Origin of the sequence: Rathayibacter sp. AY1C7, from assembly GCF_002931865.1 — a bacterium.
In the GTDB taxonomy this organism is placed as follows: domain Bacteria; phylum Actinomycetota; class Actinomycetes; order Actinomycetales; family Microbacteriaceae; genus Rathayibacter.
In genome coordinates this window covers 71107-86451 of sequence record NZ_PSWB01000012.1, presented here as the reverse complement: position 1 = coordinate 86451, position 15345 = coordinate 71107, and the positions used below count along the sequence as shown (strand labels likewise).

Genomic DNA, 15345 nt, shown 5'->3' with positions numbered 1-15345 from the left:
TGCGTCAGCAGGTGCGCGCCGGGTAGGCCGCGGTCAGGGCGCCCGCGGTGAGCGAGGCGGCCGGGACCGAGGCCTGACGGGTGGTGAAGGCGGCCGAGGCGCTGGCGCCGGGGGCGGCGGTCAGCGTCTGCGAGGCGCCGAACGGCGAGCGGATGACGACCGAGAGGGGCGTCGTGCCCGTGTTCTTCACCACTCCGGTGAGGACGACCTTGCCCGCGACGCAGCGGGTGGACGCGGTGAGCGTCGAGGTCGGTGCCGTCACCACCACGGTCGCGGTGACCGTGACGGCCGTGGAGCTCGAGAGCCGACGGTCGGCGGCGTTGTAGGCCGTCGATCCGTTCGCGCCCACCCACTGGTTGTCGTTCGCACCGATCGTGCGGACGACTCCGGTGACGGAGTAGCGGCCGGGCGCCGTCGCCACCGCGGAGGTGTTCCAGGTGACCGGCTGCGAGGCGGTGCCCCGGTTGTAGGCGAGCACGACGTCGGCGCGGGCGGGCAGAGCCGCCGCGGCGTCGGTGCCGGAGGCGACCGTCACCTCGCCGAGGTCCGAGCGGACCGCGGAGGCGGCGTCGGCCGAGCGGACCTCGGCGTACTGCCCCGCGGTCAGCGAGACGATGCCGCCGTGCTTGGTCGACGAGGCGAGCGAGAAGCCCGGGTCGGTGAGCTGGGTCCAGCCCGTGTCGAGGTCGTTCGTCACCATCGGCTTGTAGCCGGTCGCGGGGATCACGTCGACGTACAGGTACCAGGTGTCCTCGCCGTGGTCCTTGAACACCGCGGGGCCCTCGACCCCGCCGGGGTTGCCGCCGGACCACACCGCGCCGATGCGCGACTGGATCTGCGTCCACGAGGTCGTCGGCAGCCACCAGGTCGCCGAGGTGGTCGACTCCATGTAGATGCCCTTGCCGGTGCCGTTGTCCTTCGAGATCCGGTAGGTCGTGCCGGAGTCCTGGATCAGCGTGGTGTCGATCGTGTCGGCCCCGGTGTCGATGAAGGTGCCGCCGTACGAGTAGGTGGCCTGCGTGAAGTCCGTGGTCGCTCCCCAGAGCACGCGGGAGGATCCGGTGCCCGGCGTGTGCGCCGCGGTCGGGTAGACCGTCGAGGACCAGTAGACGACGAACGCGCCCTTGCCGGGTCCCGCGTAGTCCGGCACCCACGTGGCCTCGGGAGCCCACATCATGCCGGCCTCGAGCTTCTTCGTCCCCGCGGCGTCGAGCGCCACGTCGAACTGGCGGACGTCGCTCCACGACACGAGGTCGCTCGACTCCCAGACGTTCATCTTCGTGCTGCCCTTGGTGGTCCAGTAGCACCAGGTGTCGCAGGTGCTGGGGCCCCGGTCGCCGCCGAAGACGCGGAGGTCCGTGGCGATGATGTAGTACTTCTTCGTGTCGGGGTTGTAGGTCAGGTACGGGTCGCGGACACCGGTGGTGCCGAGGTCGGAGGCCAGGATCGGCTTCGCGCCGTTGAGCGGGTCCCACTTCTCCGGGTCGTCGCCGCGGGAGACGTCGAGGTAGATCTTCTCGGCGTAGCCCTGGGAGTCCTCGACGAAGTGGACCATCATGTAGCCGTAGGGGGTGTCGACGCCGACCTGCGGCTCGACCGTCACGGCGATCGAGCGGGTCTGCACGATTCCGCGGATCGACGCCGTCGCGGTGAGCGTCGAGGCGCGCGCGGCCTGGCCCACGGCGGGGCGGTCGGCGCTGAGGGTGCGGCCGTCGGCCGAGACGCGCAGGGTCGGGTCGCTGGAGGACCAGGTCACCGCTCCCCCGTAGTCGGGCAGGTTCGTGGTCGAGTCGTCGACGGTGAGCGGGGCGACCCCGGCCAGCACGGCGGCGGCGATCGGGGAGAACGTGGAGGCGTGAGGCTTCGCGTCGACGCTCGACACGGCCACCACCTCCGCCCCGGTGAGCGCGCGGTCGTAGACGCGGAACGCCGAGACCTCGCCCGTGTAGAACGGGTCGGGGTACGGTGCTCGGCCGATCGTGTTCAGCGACTGGTCCGCCACCGACGAGGGGCGCAGAGCGGTGGGCGCCGAGGCGACCTGGACGCCGTCGACGAAGAACGAGATCGTGCCGGCGCTGCCGTCGATCACCGAGGTGAGGCTGTACCAGCGGTCGGCGGTCAGGGCGGAGGCGCTGCGGGCGTTGTTCTCGCCGTTCCCTCCGCTGGTCGTGATCGCGGTGCGCACCCGGTCGCGGACGGACGCGAACCAGTACTGGTTCGTGCTGTCGCTGCCGATGTTCCACAGGAAGTGGAAGTTCGAGAGCATCGACGCGTCGGCGCGGGTCTCGATCGTGACGGTGGCCGACGAGCGACCGGTCAGCAGGTTCGCGGGCAGCTGCACCCAGGGGGCGGTGGTGCTGCTCTTGGGGCCGCCGGTGAGGCGGAGCGACGTGCCGGTCCAGAGCGCGTCGGTCGCGTTGCGGACGGTGGCGGCTCCCACGCCTCCGCTCACGGTGTTCGGGACCGTGCTGCCGGTGGTCTGCGTGAACCGGTAGTCGGCGAGGAGGCCCTGCTGCGGGATCACGGCATCGGCCGCCTGCGCGGCCGGAGCCGGGGCGACGAGGCCCGAGAGCAGCACTGCTCCGAGGCCGAGCGCGGCGAGCGCTGCGCGCAGCGGCGCTCGCCGCGCGGGTGTGGTGGTGGGGGGCATGGTGCTCCTTCGGTGGAGTGGTGCGGTTCGGGGAGGGGGAGAGGATCTCGGGGTGCCGAGCCCTGCTCGGTCGAGCAGCGCCGTCAGGGGCGTGTCGGAACCTGTGTGCGGAGCACGAGGGGCTCGATACGCCGCTGGGCGGCTGCTCGACAGGCAGGGAGGGGCAGCCGCTCGACCGGCACGAGGGATCAGCCGCCGGGGTCCGTGTCGGTGTACCCGGTGGTCGGGGCGGTGGTGCCGAGTGCCGCGAGGGTGGGCGCCCTCCGCATCACGACGGGGTTGCCCGGGCTGTCGCGACCATGGAGCAGTCGCCGTCGTGGAACTCGATCGCGGGGTCGGCGGTGTCCGGCGCGATCGGGTCGGTGGAGGTCGGCTCGCCGAGGGCGACGGCCGGGGAGGCGGCGGTGTAGGGCAGCGGAGCCACCGCGGCGAGGAGGATCAGCAGCCCGGCCGTGTGGTGGCGCCGGAGCCCCGCGGATAGGGGGAGCTCGGCGTCGACGGGCGTCGATGCGGTCGTCATCGTGACTCCATCGTCAAGGGGCGGCGTGGGGCCCGGAGGCGCACCGTGAGCGGCGCGCCCCCGGGGGCTGGGGGGGCTGCGGAGAGGCGCCGGAGGGCGCCAAGGGGAGAGGCCCGGTGGACCTCGGAGAAGAACTCGCCGTGACTCGCAGGATCCGGCGCGACCTCCACCTCGAGGCCTCCGACGCCGCCAGCTGCACGGTTTGTTCACGGTAACAGGGCGTCTGCGCAAACTCAACGGCCCCCGTGAGCGGGGGTGGCATCACTTCACGGCGCCTGCGGTCCGCGCGGTCGCTCTCGTCACGGAGGAAGGATCCGCGGCGCCCCGTGGAACGGCGCAGGCGACGTGGGCCGGATCGGACGTTCGTCGTGAGTCGTGATCAGCACCGCCGTCCCGAGCCGCCGTCCTCTTTCTTCCACCGCCGCTCGCGCCTCAGCCGCCGCTGTCAAGAGGGGAGAGACGGTCCGCGCCCCTCGCCTAGGGTGCCGGGATGCCCCGCACCCGGACGTCCCGCGCCGCCCTCGCCTGGCGGGAGGCGGTCACCGGCTCGCGCCTCATGCTCGCTCTCAAGACGGCGCTGGCGGTCGGCATCGCCTGGGCCGTCGCGCCGCTCGCTCCCGGAGTCGCGGAGCAGTACCCGTACTACGCGCCGCTCGGCGCCCTGGTCAGCATGTACCCGACCCTGATGGGCTCGGTCCGCACCGGACTGCAGACCCTGCTCGGCCTGGCGGCGGGGATCGGGCTCGCCGCCCTCGTGGTGGCCACCGTCGGCCCGACCTGGTGGACGATCCCGCTCGTCGTCGGGATCGGCGTGGTCCTCTCGGGGACGGGGTGGTTCGGCGCGGGCCGCGAGTACGTGCCGATGGCGGCCCTCTTCGTGCTCATCATCGGCGGGGCCGACGCCGAGGACTACTCCCTCGGCTACCTCGTGCAGATGGCGGTGGGCGTGGTGGTGGGGCTGCTGGTGAACGTGGTCGTCGCCCCCGGGCTCACCGTCGAGGCGGCGTCCGCCCGGGTCGACGCGTTCCAGCGCGAGCTCGCGGAGCACCTGCGCCAGCTGGCCGCCGCGCTCGAGGAGACGTGGCCGCCCGAGCACGAGGCCTGGGCGCGCAACGGCGAGGAGCTGGCCCGGACGGCGGAGGAGGTCCGCGCGGCCCTCGCGGACGCGGACGAGAGCCGCAAGGGCAACCCGCGCGCGCTGCTGCACCGGCGCGACTCCCGACCCGACCACCTCCGCCTCGAGACGCTCGACGCGATCCTCTTCCACGTCCGCGATCTGAGCGGCGCCCTCGCGGACACCATCTGGGAGCGGCCGGGCGCGCTCCCGTTCGATCCGGCGCTCGGCCCGCCGCTGAGCGAGGCCTGCCGGGCGGTCGCCGACGCGATCGACCGCGACGACGCCGGCTCCCCCGCCGCGCACTGGGCGATCGGAGGCGCGGCCCGCGCGATCCGGCACCTCGTGCAGGTCGTCGACGAGCGGACCGCCGCGACCTCCCGGACCCTCGGGCCCGGCGTCCTCGCGGCGATGCACCTCCGCCGCGTCCTGGTGCGCCTGCAGCACGACAGCGCGGAACCGCAGGAGGAGTGAGGGCTGGCGCCTCCTGTCCCATACTGATATGGTGCTGAGACATCAGGAGGACGGGGACGACGTGGAGCGGACGGTGACGACGACGAGCCTCCGTGGTCGCACGCCGGAGCGGGCGACCACGGAGGCTCACCTGGCCTTCGGGCAGGCGCTACTCGCAGACGAAGAAGGCGACCTCCACGTAGCCCATCGTCTGCGAACGGGTGTCGACGTCGGAGTTCTCGACGGTCACGCCGGACGCGGCGAAGCTGCTGCCTCCTGCGCCCGTCGACGCGTTGGCCGCGTAGGAGCCGCCACCCCGCACCCACAGGGAGGTGCCGCCGCCGGCACCGCCGAAGTAGCCGCCGCCGCCACCACCGGACGCGTAGGTCACCTGGCGGCTCGCGTTCGTCCTCGCTGCGCCGGCACCGCCGTCGCGCCCGGAGCCCGGGCTGCCGAGAACCGTCTCGGTCACGTTGACCGTCGTCACACCGGGCTGCCCCGGCCCGGTCTGGCTTCCGCCGGTGCTCGGGGCCTGCTCCGTGGAGCCGGTGCTGCTGTCCGCGCGCGAGACGGCGCTGTCGTAGCCGGAGCCGCCGACGGGACCGCCGGACCCCGCGTTCGGCCCGACGCGGGCGGACCGGGTGAAGTCGTTCGAGGTGAAGCCGGCTGCGCTACCGCCGCCGCCGCCCGCGATGACGAGCAGGGAGCCCGCGGCGGTGATCCCGCTGGCCCCGCCCCCTCCTCCGGAGCCGATGTAGCCCGGAGTGCCCGGAGCCCCGCCGTTGCCGAGCCCCCGGCCGCCGGCCTGGTTGCTGCCGCCCGAGCCCGCGGTGATGACGATCTCGGACGCTCCGCCGAGCGCGTCGACGGGGATGGTGCCCGTCACCCGCGCACCGGCGCTGGTGACGTCCGACCCGGTGCGGACGCCGCCGCCGTCTCCGCCGACCGCCGTGAAGCGGACCCACTGGGTTCCCGCGGGCACGGGGATCGTCCGGGCCGCGAGCGCGGTGGTCGAGGTGGCGTCGATGCGCTGCGCGTCCTGCAGGGCGCACTGGGGGGCGGTCGAGGCCGACGCCATCGGAGCGGCGATCGAGGCGGCCACAACAGGAATCGCCCATGCGGCGCCCTTCACCACGGTTCGGCGCTGGGTCAGACGATCGGGGGCGCCGGTCGGCGTGCTGGTGTCTTCGTTCTGCATCGGAGTCCTTCTGTCATCGTGCACCCCTGGGTATCGGGGGCAGAGTCGGGTGAGAGGCGCGGGAGGATGCCCGTGCCGCTCCGACAGAGTCGCCTGCTCCGCGACGGGGCACGCCGCTCGAGGCCGCTCTGGCGCGAACCTGCCCTGAGGCGGCGCGCCGCGCCCCCCGCGCCTCATCCTCAGCGACTTCTCCGCAGCGCCGACCAGTCGTGGACGACGTCGCAGATGCCCCGTCGGACTCGCCGATACGGACCCTCCGAGCGGGCGGCCCGACTCGCGAGCACCCCGGACCGAGCGGCCCGGAGAGCCCGCGACGGCCGAGCGCAGAACCCGACGTCAGTCCGGCGCCGGCCCGCGACGGCCGAACGGGCAGCCTGGCGTCAGCCCGGCGTCACGCCCCGACGGCCGAACGGCCAGCCCGGCATCAGCCCAGCGCCAGCCCGGCGCCAGCCCGGCGTCAGCCCGCGTCGGCGAGCAGCGCCTCGCGGTCGAGCCGCTTCGCGTAGCAGCGGGCGCTCGGCTCGTCGCCCCAGTAGCCGTAGCCCGCGATCGGGTCGTAGCCGGCGCTCGCATAGAGCGCCATCGCCTCCGGCTGCTCCGTGCCGGTGACCAGTCGGAGCAGCTCCACGCCCTCGCGGGCCGCCAGCCGCTCGACGCCGGCGAGCAGCACGCGGCTGAGCCCGCGGCCCCGCGCGGCGCTCACCACGAACATCCGCTTGATCTCGCCGATGCCGTCCTCGACCGCGAGCGCCACGCAGCCGACGAGCCCGCCGTCGACCTCGAGCAGCAGGGTCGGAGCGTCGGCGGGAGGGCGCGGACCGGTGTCGTCACCGCCGTAGCGAGCGAGGAGGTCGGCCTCCTGCAGGGCGAAGAGGTCCGTGGCGGCCGGGTCTCCGGCCGTGGTCTCGATCAGGCGGTGCACGGCACGATGCTACGGCGCGGCGGCGAGCCCCGCGGCGATCTCGGTCAGCTGCTCGAGCACGACCCGCACGGCCGAGCGCTCCAGCGTCTCGGGCCGGGCGAGGCAGTCGATGTGGCGGCCGAGCCCCGGGATCCCGAGCGGCCGCAGCACCACCTCCGGCGTGCGCCGCAGGTCGGTCGTGTACCGCGGCAGCAGCGCGACGCCGTCGCCCGCCGACACGACCGCCGCCGCGACCAGGAAGTCGTTGATCCGGTGCGGGATGCGCGCGTCGCCGCCCGCGAGGACCGCGATGGCGTCGATCGCCCGCTCCAGGGGGAAGCCCTCGTGCACCGCGACCCACTCCTCGTCGCGGAGGTCGGCGGGACGGACGACGTCCTTCGCGGCGAGCGGATGGTCGCGCCGCAGCGCGAGGTCGAGCGGCTCGAAGAGGAGGGGCGTGGAGCGCACGGTCCCGGGCCACTCGGCGCTGCCGGCGAGCCGGTGCGCGACGACCAGGTCGTGATCCGCGGTCAGCCCGGCGAAGGCGCTCTGCGCCACGTCGAAGTCGGCGAGCGCGACGCCCGGCCGACCCGGTGCGCGCAGCGCCTCCAGCAGCGGGCCGAACATCGCCAGCCCCGCGCTGTGGAACGCGGCGACCGAGACCGTGCCGCTCGGCTTCTCCTCGAAGTCCGCGACCGCCCGGGCCGCGCGCTCGAGCGCCACCTCCACCTCGACCACGGCCGCCGCGAGAGCGCGGCCGGCGGGGGTCAGCGCGGTCCGGCGCCCGTCGCGGAAGGTCAGGGCCGTCGGAGTGCGGCGCTGCAGCGCGCTGATCTGCTGCGAGACGGAGGAGGGGGACACCCGCATCGCGGCGGCGACGGCGGCGATGCTCCCGCGCTCGCCGAGCTCCCGCAGAGCCCTGAGCTGTCCGAGTTCCATGAGTTCCAACTTACGCGTCGGCGCAGAAGATGCAGTCTTGTCCTGCGGGTCTCCGTGCCGCCACGATGAGCCGTGCGCGCTCTCCTCTCCCGCTTCCGGGTCGACCTCCTCCTGCTCGTGGTTGCCGCCTCCTGGGGCTCGACCTACTTCGCGGCGAAGGAGCTCGTCACCGACTCGAGCGTGATGGCGCTGCTCGGCTCGCGGATGACCCTCGCCGCGCTGTGCCTGGCCGTGATCGTCGCGGCGCGGCGGCACCGGATCACCGCGGCGGAGTGGCGGGTCGGCGTGACCATCGGGGCGCTGCTCGCGACGATCTTCGCGCTCGAGACCTACGGCATCGCCGGCACCTCCGCCACCAACGCGGGCCTCATCATCAGCCTGACGATCGTGATCACGCCGATCCTCGACTCCGCCGTCTCGAAGCGCCGCCTCCCGGGCCGCTTCCTGCTCGCATGCCTCGTCGCGGTCGTCGGAGTCGCGCTGCTCGCAGGCAACGGCGCCCTCCGCCCGCTCTCCCCCGGCGACCTGCTGATCCTCGGCGCCGCCGTCGTACGGGCCGTGCACGTCACCTCGATGCACCGCCTCTCGGCCCGGGCGCCGATGGACTCCCTCCGCCTGACCACGGTCCAGCTCGGCACCTGCGCCGTCGTCTTCAGCGCCGCGTCGCTCGTCGTCGGCGTGCCGATCCCCGAGTACGTCGCGGGGCTCGACCCCGTGGGCGCCGGCCTGTTCCTCTACCTCGTCCTGGTCTGCACCGTCTTCGGCTTCCTCGTGCAGACGTGGGCGGTCCGCCGCACCTCCCCCTCCCGCGTCAGCCTCCTGCTGGGCACCGAGCCGGTGTGGGCCGCGGTCGTCGGAGTCGCGCTCGCCCGCGACCCGATCGCGCCGGTCGGCTTCCTCGGCATCGCGCTGATCCTCGCGGGCACGGCCTGGGGGCGCTCCCTCGAGCAGCGGACGGCGTCCGACGTACCGACCGCGGCGGCCGCTCCGGAGGCGCTGCTCGCCCCCGAGCCGGAGGACGAGCAACGGCGTCCCGTCGAGCGATAGCCGGGTCAAGGGACTCGCGTGCGGCGTCCCGATGTGGGGGAATCGGGTCGGGAGGCGTCCGCCGCGGGCGCCGCCGGAGGAGGATCCATGTCGCTCAGCGTGCTGTTCATCGGCGGGACGGGCATCATCAGCGCCGCCTGCGTCCGCGAGGCGCTGCGGCTCGGCCACGACGTGACCGTGCTGAACCGGGGGCGGACGTCGCTCCGCCCGCTGCCCGAGGGCGTCCGCGAGGTGCAGGCCGACGGCCGCGACCGCGACTCCGTCGCCGCCGCTCTCGGCGACAAGACCTTCGACGCCGTGATCGACTTCGTCGCCTTCACGCCCGAGCACGTGCAGCAGGACATCGACCTGTTCGCCGGCCGCACGGGCCAGTACGTCTTCATCAGCTCGGCCTCGGCCTACCAGAAGCCGCCGCGCAGCCTCCCGGTCACCGAGTCGACTCCGCTCCGGAACCCCTACTGGCAGTACTCCCGCGACAAGATCGCGTGCGAGGACCTGCTCGTGGCCGAGTACCGCGCGAGCGGCTTCCCGGTCACGATCGTCCGCCCCTCGCACACCTACGACCGCACCGCGCTGCCCGTCGACGGAGGCTGGACCGTCGTCGACCGGATGCGCCGCGGCCAGGAGGTGGTCGTCCTCGGCGACGGCACCTCGCTCTGGACGCTCACGCACGCCGAAGACGTCGCTGTCGGCCTGGTCGGCCTTCTCGGCGCCTCCGCCGCGATCGGCGAGGCGTTCCACATCACCGGGGACGAGACGCCGACCTGGGACGAGATCCACCGCCGCCTCGCCGCGGCGGCCGGAGTCGAGCCGCGCCTTGTGCACGTCGCCTCCGACGCGATCGCCGCGGCCGACCCCGAGCTCGGTGCCGGGATCATCGGCGACAAGGCGCACTCGATGGTGTTCGACAACGCGAAGATCCGCCGCCTCGTCCCGGCGTACTCCCCCTCGGTGCGCTTCAGCGACGGCGCCCGCGAGATCGTGGAGTGGTACGACGCCGACGAGTCGCGCCGCGTGGTCGACGAGCGGATGAACGGCCTGTTCGACGCGCTGATCGAGCGGTACCGTCCGCGCCCGCTGTGAGGGTCGGGCGGAGGGGGTGCGCGAGTCCGCCGACTCCGCCCCTCCCGGCCGCTGCACCCCGCTCGGCTCCTCCGCCCGCGCCGGCGCCCCCGCTCAGCCGATCGGCTCGAGCCGGACCAGGAACCCGCCCGGCACTCCCGGCTGCAGCTCCTGGTACTCGGACGGCACGCGGTAGGAGCCCTCGCCGACCGCCGTCACGGTGAAGGCGTCGTCCGTGCGCGTGCCCGCGAGGAAGACGGTGTAGACATCGGTGCCGTCCTCGGTGGTGCGCTTCCCGGCCGCCGCGCCGACCCAGCGATGCCCGCCCGGATCGGCCGTCGCCGTCTCCCCGAGGGTCGCGTCGATCGCGGCCGGGTCGACGCCCACGGTGCCGATCCCGTCCTGGCACTCCCGCCAGACGCCCGTGAATCCCGGGTCGGGGTCGGAGTAGCAGAACATCATCGACCCGTCGGGCGCGACGTGCAGGTCGCCGTAGCCGCCGACCACCGGCCCGGAGACGGGGGCGGTCGTGGGCCCGGTCGTCGGCTCGGGGTCGGCCGGCGCGGTGCACCCGGCGAGCGCGAGGACGAGCACCGCCACCGCTCCCGCTCGCCACCTCATGTGCGCAACCTACTGGAGCCGCGCCTCCGCCCGTCCGTGTGCCGGGCCGGGAGTCGGCCGAGCGTCCGCCGGGAGCCGGCCCGCCCTCAGACCAGCCGACGGCCGCTGAAGCGGTCGACGGGGGCGTCGTGCCGCATCGCCCGCTCGTACATCCGCCGGAACGGCTCGGTGAGCACGCCGTTCGTGCGGTCCAGCGAGTCCTGCCAGGCCACGATCTCCCCCAGCTGCGCGGCGAGATCCGCGCGGAGGGCCGCCTCGTCGACGGTGGTCGAGACGCCCTTCGAGACGACGATCCGGCCCGCGACGATCACGGTGTCGATCGACGAGCCGTTCTCGGAGTAGACGAGCTGGTTCTCGAGCCGCTGGCGCGGGGTGAAGTTCAGCGTCTCGAGGTCGTAGACGACGAGGTCGGCCTGCTTGCCGACCTCGATGCTGCCGGTGACGTCGTCGAGCACGGCGCTGCGCGCGCCTCCGATCGTGCCGGCGGTGAGCACCTCGGACACGGTCGGCCAGGTGGCGATGTCCGGATCCGTGACCTTGTGCAGGAGCGCCGCGGCCTTCACGACGTCGAGCATGCGCGGCGAGTCGCTGCTCGAGCAGCCGTCGGTGCCGAGGCCGAGGTTCACGCCCGCGTCGTGCAGCGCGCGCCACGGGGCGATGCCCGAGCCGAGCTTGAGGTTCGAGATCGGGTTGTGCGAGACGGACGTGCCGGCGGCGGCGATCCGCTCCATGTCGGAGTCGGTGAGCCAGATCCCGTGGGCGAAGGTCGTGTTCGGCGAGAGCGCGCCGATCCGCTCCATGTACTCGACCAGGGTCGAGCCGTAGGACAGCTCGCCGGTCACCAGCTGCGTCTTCGTCTCGAGGACGTGGATGTGGCACTCCGCCCCGTGCTCGAGCGCCAGCTCGGTCGCCCCGACGAGCAGCTCGGGCCCGCAGCGCTGAGGAGCGGACGGGGCGACCATGTAGCGCAGCCGCCCGCCTCCCCTCCCGTGCTGGGTCGCGAACGCCTCGCGGCTGAAGGCGAGGTAGCCCTCCGTCGTCGGGCGCGACGCCGACCGCGCCTGGTCGAGGATCTCCGCGGGCACGTACTCCTCGAGGAACGGCATCGTCTCGTGGAAGGGCCTGCTGATCACGTGGCCCGAGATGTTGGCGCGGACTCCGATCTCGTCGTACGCGTCGAAGACCGCGGCGAGCTGCTCCGCGTCCTGGTCCGGGTTCTCGAGCACGTCGTCGACCAGGGTCGTGACCCCGGCCTTCAGCGATTCGAGGGCGAAGAGCGACGAGCGCAGCCGCACCAGATCCGGAGCGACGCGGCTGTTCCCGAGGATCGGGTACGACAGCAGCATCCACAGCTCGAGCGGCAGGTTGTCGTAGCGGCCCTTGTAGAGGTACTCCCACGAGTGGGTGTGGGCGTTGACGAAGCCGGGGACGACCAGGCGGTCGCGCCCGTCGATCACCTCGTCGCCCGGCTCGGGGACGAGGCCCGGGCCGATCGCGACGATCAGCTCGTCGACGATGCGGATGCTCGCCGTGATCGGGACGGCGCCCGAGACCGGGTCCATGGTGATCACGGCGGCGTCGGAGAGGAAGAGGGGCATGGCGGTTCCGTTCGTGGTGCGGGGTGGGACGGGGCGGGCCGGCTCGCGAGGGGGCCGGCCCGCGGAGGGGCTCGGGCTCAGCCGCGGACGGGCTCGGGCTCCGCGGCGACCGGCGCGGCCGACTCCCGGCGCTCGACCCAGGCGGGAGCGTCCCGGCCGAGCAGGAGGTAGGCGATGCCGGCCGAGACTCCGCCCGCGAGCCACGAGACGTCGACGCCGCCGAGGGCGGTCGCGGCCGGACCCTGCAGGGCGGGCACCGAGCCGTTCATGAACAGCCAGGTCAGGGTCGCGCCGATCGCGAAGGAGAGCAGCGCCCGCCAGCGGACGTCCGGCAGCAGCGGCGAGCCGACCGGGGCGAACAGGTGCCCGAAGGAGCGGACGCGCGGCTCGAACACGGTGTAGTGCACCAGCACGATCGCACCCCAGGGGGCGACCCAGCCGACGAGGCCGACCAGCCACGCGTCGAGCGTGGTGGCGAGGTCGTCCTGGAAGACGAAGAACACCGCGGCCGCGAAGGCCAGCACGCCGACGATGAGGCTGAGCGCGCGGCGCCCGAGCCGGATGTCGAGGGCCTGGGTCGCCATGCCGAACGAGTAGATGTTGAGGACGTTGGTCGCGATCGGACCGTGCACCACCAGGAGCAGCACGGGGATCGCGAGGGCGCCGAAGTTCTCGACGATCAGCTCCCCGGGATCCACGGAGCCGTTCTTCGTCGCGAGGGTCGCGCCGAGGACGCCGAGCCAGACCACCGGGATGAACTGGCCGAGGACGCTGGCGAGGTAGAGCCCCCGCTTCGAGGAGCGGGGTCCGACGAAGCGGGAGTAGTCGCCGGCGTAGGCGAGCCAGGTGAGGCCCCAGCCGATGCCGATGGCGGTCATCACGATGGACATGGCCGCGATGCGGTCGCCTCCGGTGAGCGCGCCCTCCGCGGGGCCGGCGTAGGACCAGTCGATGTCGAGGAAGAACCAGGCGACGACCGACATGATCGCCAGCACCAGGAGGGTCGGCGGCACGGTCCAGCGCTCGAAGGCGGCGATCGCGCGGTAGCCGAGGAAGGAGATCGCGACCTGCACCGCCATGATCACCGCCGCCACCGCGATCTTCCAGCCGACGTTCGCCTGCTCCGGGTCGACGACGCCGACGGAGCCGAGGAGCGCGATGACCAGGTCGAGGACGATCCAGGTGTTGATGGCGCACCAGCCGATCACGACCACGGCCTGGATCGCGGCCGGGACGTAGTTGCCGCGCCGGCCGAAGATCGCCCGTCCCACGAGCATCCCGGTCGCCCCCGTCCGCTGCCCGAGGAGGACGAAGAAGCCGAACACCGCCATCCCGACGACGTTGCCGAGCACGAGGACGGTGACGGTGTCCGCCAGGCCGAGGCCCATGTTCACGCCGAGGGCGCCGAGCACCCAGTTGATGGGGGCGATGTTGGCGCCGGCCCAGATCCAGAACTGCCCGTCGAGCCGGGCGGTGCGCCGGGAGTCGGGCAGGGGACTCAGCGCGTCCTCGGCGTCGGCGGTGCCGTGCAGGGTGTCGGTGCTCATGGCGGATCCTCTCGGGGAGGGGGATGAAGGGGAGGGCGGGGCGCCCGGTGAGGCTCCACTCTCGTGCGGACCCGTTTCGGGCGGCGCGTCCGCGTGTAAATTCGCCATGACGGGAGAGGACGTTCTGTATGGCCTACCTGCTGTCGGACGCGATGCGGGATCCGCGCCTCGCCGCCATGCTCCCGGTGGTGGCCGCCGGGCACGCGGCCGCCGAGCGCGCCGTGATCCGCTGGGCCCACACGAGCGAGCAGCTCGACATCGCGCCCCTCCTCCTCGGAGGCGAGCTGCTCCTGATGGAGGGCGCGCTCCTCTCGACCGACCAGGACCCGGCGGAGTGCCGCGAGTACGTGCGGTCTCTGGTGGATGCGGGAGTCGGCGCCCTCGCTCTCGAGCTCTCGCCGCGCCTGCCCGCGGTGCCGCCGCCGATCGTCGCGGCGGCCGACGAGCTCGGCCTCCCCGTGCTCGCCCTGCCCCGGCGCGTCCCCTTCGTGCAGGTCTGCGAGAGCATCAACACCCACCTCACCGAGCAGAAGTTCCGGAGCATCCGACTGGCGGACAGAGTGTCCGGTCTGCTGGCCGACGCGGCCTCCGGGGACGCCGGTGTCGACGAGCTCCTGCAGGTCGTCGCCTCCGCGACGGGCGCCTCCGCCTCGCTCGTCTCGCTCACGGGCGACGAGATCGCCCGCGCCTCGCCCGGGCCGGGCGTCGACACGGAGCCGACGGCCGGGACGTTCTCGAACGTGCTGCACGCGGGCGATTCCCTTTTGGGCACCCTGCATCTGCGGGCCCACGCCGACGCCGACCTCCACGCCGTCGCCGTCGCGCTCGACCGGGCGCCGGACGTCCTCGCGATCGCCGTGCTCCGGCACCGCCCGCCGTCGGTCACCGAGCGGCTGACCGCCCAGCTCTTCGCGATCGCATCCGTCGAGCGCGCGGACCCGGCGGCCGACCTCCAGATCGACGCCTTCCTCGGCCGCCTCGGCGCCGGATCCCGGGAGCGCTACCTCGGCGTCCGGGCCGACACCGGTCACGACGACCGGCGGCTCCGCGCTCTGCTCCGCCTCCTGACGGGCGCGGGAGCGGATCCCGGCCCGGTGCTCTGCGTGGTCGGCTCCGAGCTGCTGGCGCTGCTGCCGTTCGCCACCGCCGCCGCGATGGAGGAGGGCCGGACGGAGCTCCTGCGCCTCGGCGCCGCCCTCGACTCGGACGCTCTGCTCTGCGTCGGAAGCGGGCTCGGCGGGCAGGAGCGGGTGCCCCGGGAGCTGGCGGAGGTGCGCGGCGCGCTCGAGTGGGCGCCCGCAGGCGGAGTCGTCGACTCGCGCCAGTACCGCCTGGAGCGGTTCGCGAGCTCTCTGCAGGACGATCCGGAGGCGGACGACCTCGTCGAGGAGGTGCTCGGGCCCCTGCGCGCCCAGCGCGGCGAGCTGCTCGCCACCCTCGAGGCCTTCGCGTCGCTGTGGGGGAGCAAGACGGCGACGGCGGCCGCGCTCGGCATCGGCCGGCAGACCCTCTACGACCGGCTCGCGCGGATCGAGGAGCTGATCGGCCCGCTCGACTCGTCGCCGGCCCGCGCCCGGGTCGTCATGACCGCCGTCTTCCTGCACCGGGCGCGCGCGGCGCTCCCGGCGGTCTCGCCTCCGGTCGGGCGGACGTTCCCGCCTCCCGCCGAACGCTGACGCGGCCGGACGGGATCGA

At 73.7% G+C, this 15345-nt stretch carries 12 protein-coding genes; 4 read left to right on the top strand and 8 right to left on the bottom strand.

The genetic code is table 11. The features are described from left to right. Positions 1-4: 4 nt before the first annotated feature. On the bottom strand, positions 5-2650 hold the full coding sequence (locus C5C69_RS08565; protein ID WP_104257749.1) for a LamG-like jellyroll fold domain-containing protein: 2646 nt from the start codon (positions 2648-2650) through the stop codon (positions 5-7). A gap of 268 nt (positions 2651-2918) precedes the next feature. Beyond that, positions 2919-3170 (bottom strand): hypothetical protein, encoded by a 252-nt coding sequence (locus C5C69_RS08560; protein ID WP_104257748.1) that lies wholly within the window; start codon positions 3168-3170, stop codon positions 2919-2921. A 490-nt stretch (positions 3171-3660) separates the two neighbouring features. On the opposite strand from C5C69_RS08560, the gene C5C69_RS08555 reads away from it, so the two are divergent. Beyond that, positions 3661-4758: an aromatic acid exporter family protein gene (locus C5C69_RS08555; RefSeq protein ID WP_104257747.1), complete on the top strand. Its 1098-nt coding sequence runs from the start codon at positions 3661-3663 to the stop codon at positions 4756-4758. 148 nt (positions 4759-4906) lie between these two features. Here the strand turns inward: C5C69_RS08555 and C5C69_RS08550 are convergent, their stop codons facing one another. The 3 genes from C5C69_RS08550 to C5C69_RS08540 all read right to left on the bottom strand — a co-directional run bounded on the left by C5C69_RS08550 (position 4907) and on the right by C5C69_RS08540 (position 7775). Then, positions 4907-5935, bottom strand: a complete 1029-nt coding sequence (locus C5C69_RS08550; RefSeq protein WP_104351504.1) for a hypothetical protein — start codon at positions 5933-5935, stop codon at positions 4907-4909. A 457-nt stretch (positions 5936-6392) separates the two neighbouring features. Continuing rightward, positions 6393-6857, bottom strand: a complete 465-nt coding sequence (locus tag C5C69_RS08545) for a GNAT family N-acetyltransferase (protein ID WP_104226986.1) — start codon at positions 6855-6857, stop codon at positions 6393-6395. Positions 6858-6866: 9 nt separating this feature from the next. Then, positions 6867-7775, bottom strand: coding sequence for a LysR family transcriptional regulator (locus C5C69_RS08540; protein WP_104257746.1), 909 nt, complete (start codon positions 7773-7775; stop codon positions 6867-6869). A 72-nt stretch (positions 7776-7847) separates the two neighbouring features. On the opposite strand from C5C69_RS08540, the gene C5C69_RS08535 reads away from it, so the two are divergent. Further along, positions 7848-8822, top strand: coding sequence for a DMT family transporter (locus C5C69_RS08535; RefSeq protein WP_219812358.1), 975 nt, complete (start codon positions 7848-7850; stop codon positions 8820-8822). Between the two features lie 87 nt (positions 8823-8909). Further along, on the top strand, positions 8910-9905 hold the full coding sequence (locus tag C5C69_RS08530; protein WP_104257745.1) for an SDR family oxidoreductase: 996 nt from the start codon (positions 8910-8912) through the stop codon (positions 9903-9905). 93 nt (positions 9906-9998) lie between these two features. Here C5C69_RS08530 and C5C69_RS08525 read toward each other — a convergent pair whose 3' ends face one another. The 3 genes from C5C69_RS08525 to C5C69_RS08515 all read right to left on the bottom strand — a co-directional run bounded on the left by C5C69_RS08525 (position 9999) and on the right by C5C69_RS08515 (position 13650). After that, positions 9999-10505, bottom strand: coding sequence for a hypothetical protein (locus C5C69_RS08525; RefSeq protein ID WP_146083452.1), 507 nt, complete (start codon positions 10503-10505; stop codon positions 9999-10001). Positions 10506-10591: 86 nt separating this feature from the next. Continuing rightward, positions 10592-12103: an amidohydrolase family protein gene (locus C5C69_RS08520; RefSeq protein WP_104234486.1), complete on the bottom strand. Its 1512-nt coding sequence runs from the start codon at positions 12101-12103 to the stop codon at positions 10592-10594. A 77-nt stretch (positions 12104-12180) separates the two neighbouring features. Next, positions 12181-13650 (bottom strand): cytosine permease, encoded by a 1470-nt coding sequence (locus C5C69_RS08515; protein WP_104234359.1) that lies wholly within the window; start codon positions 13648-13650, stop codon positions 12181-12183. A gap of 128 nt (positions 13651-13778) precedes the next feature. On the opposite strand from C5C69_RS08515, the gene C5C69_RS08510 reads away from it, so the two are divergent. Next, entirely contained in the window at positions 13779-15326 is a 1548-nt protein-coding gene (locus C5C69_RS08510) for a PucR family transcriptional regulator (RefSeq protein ID WP_104257743.1), read from the top strand. Positions 15327-15345 lie beyond the last annotated feature (19 nt).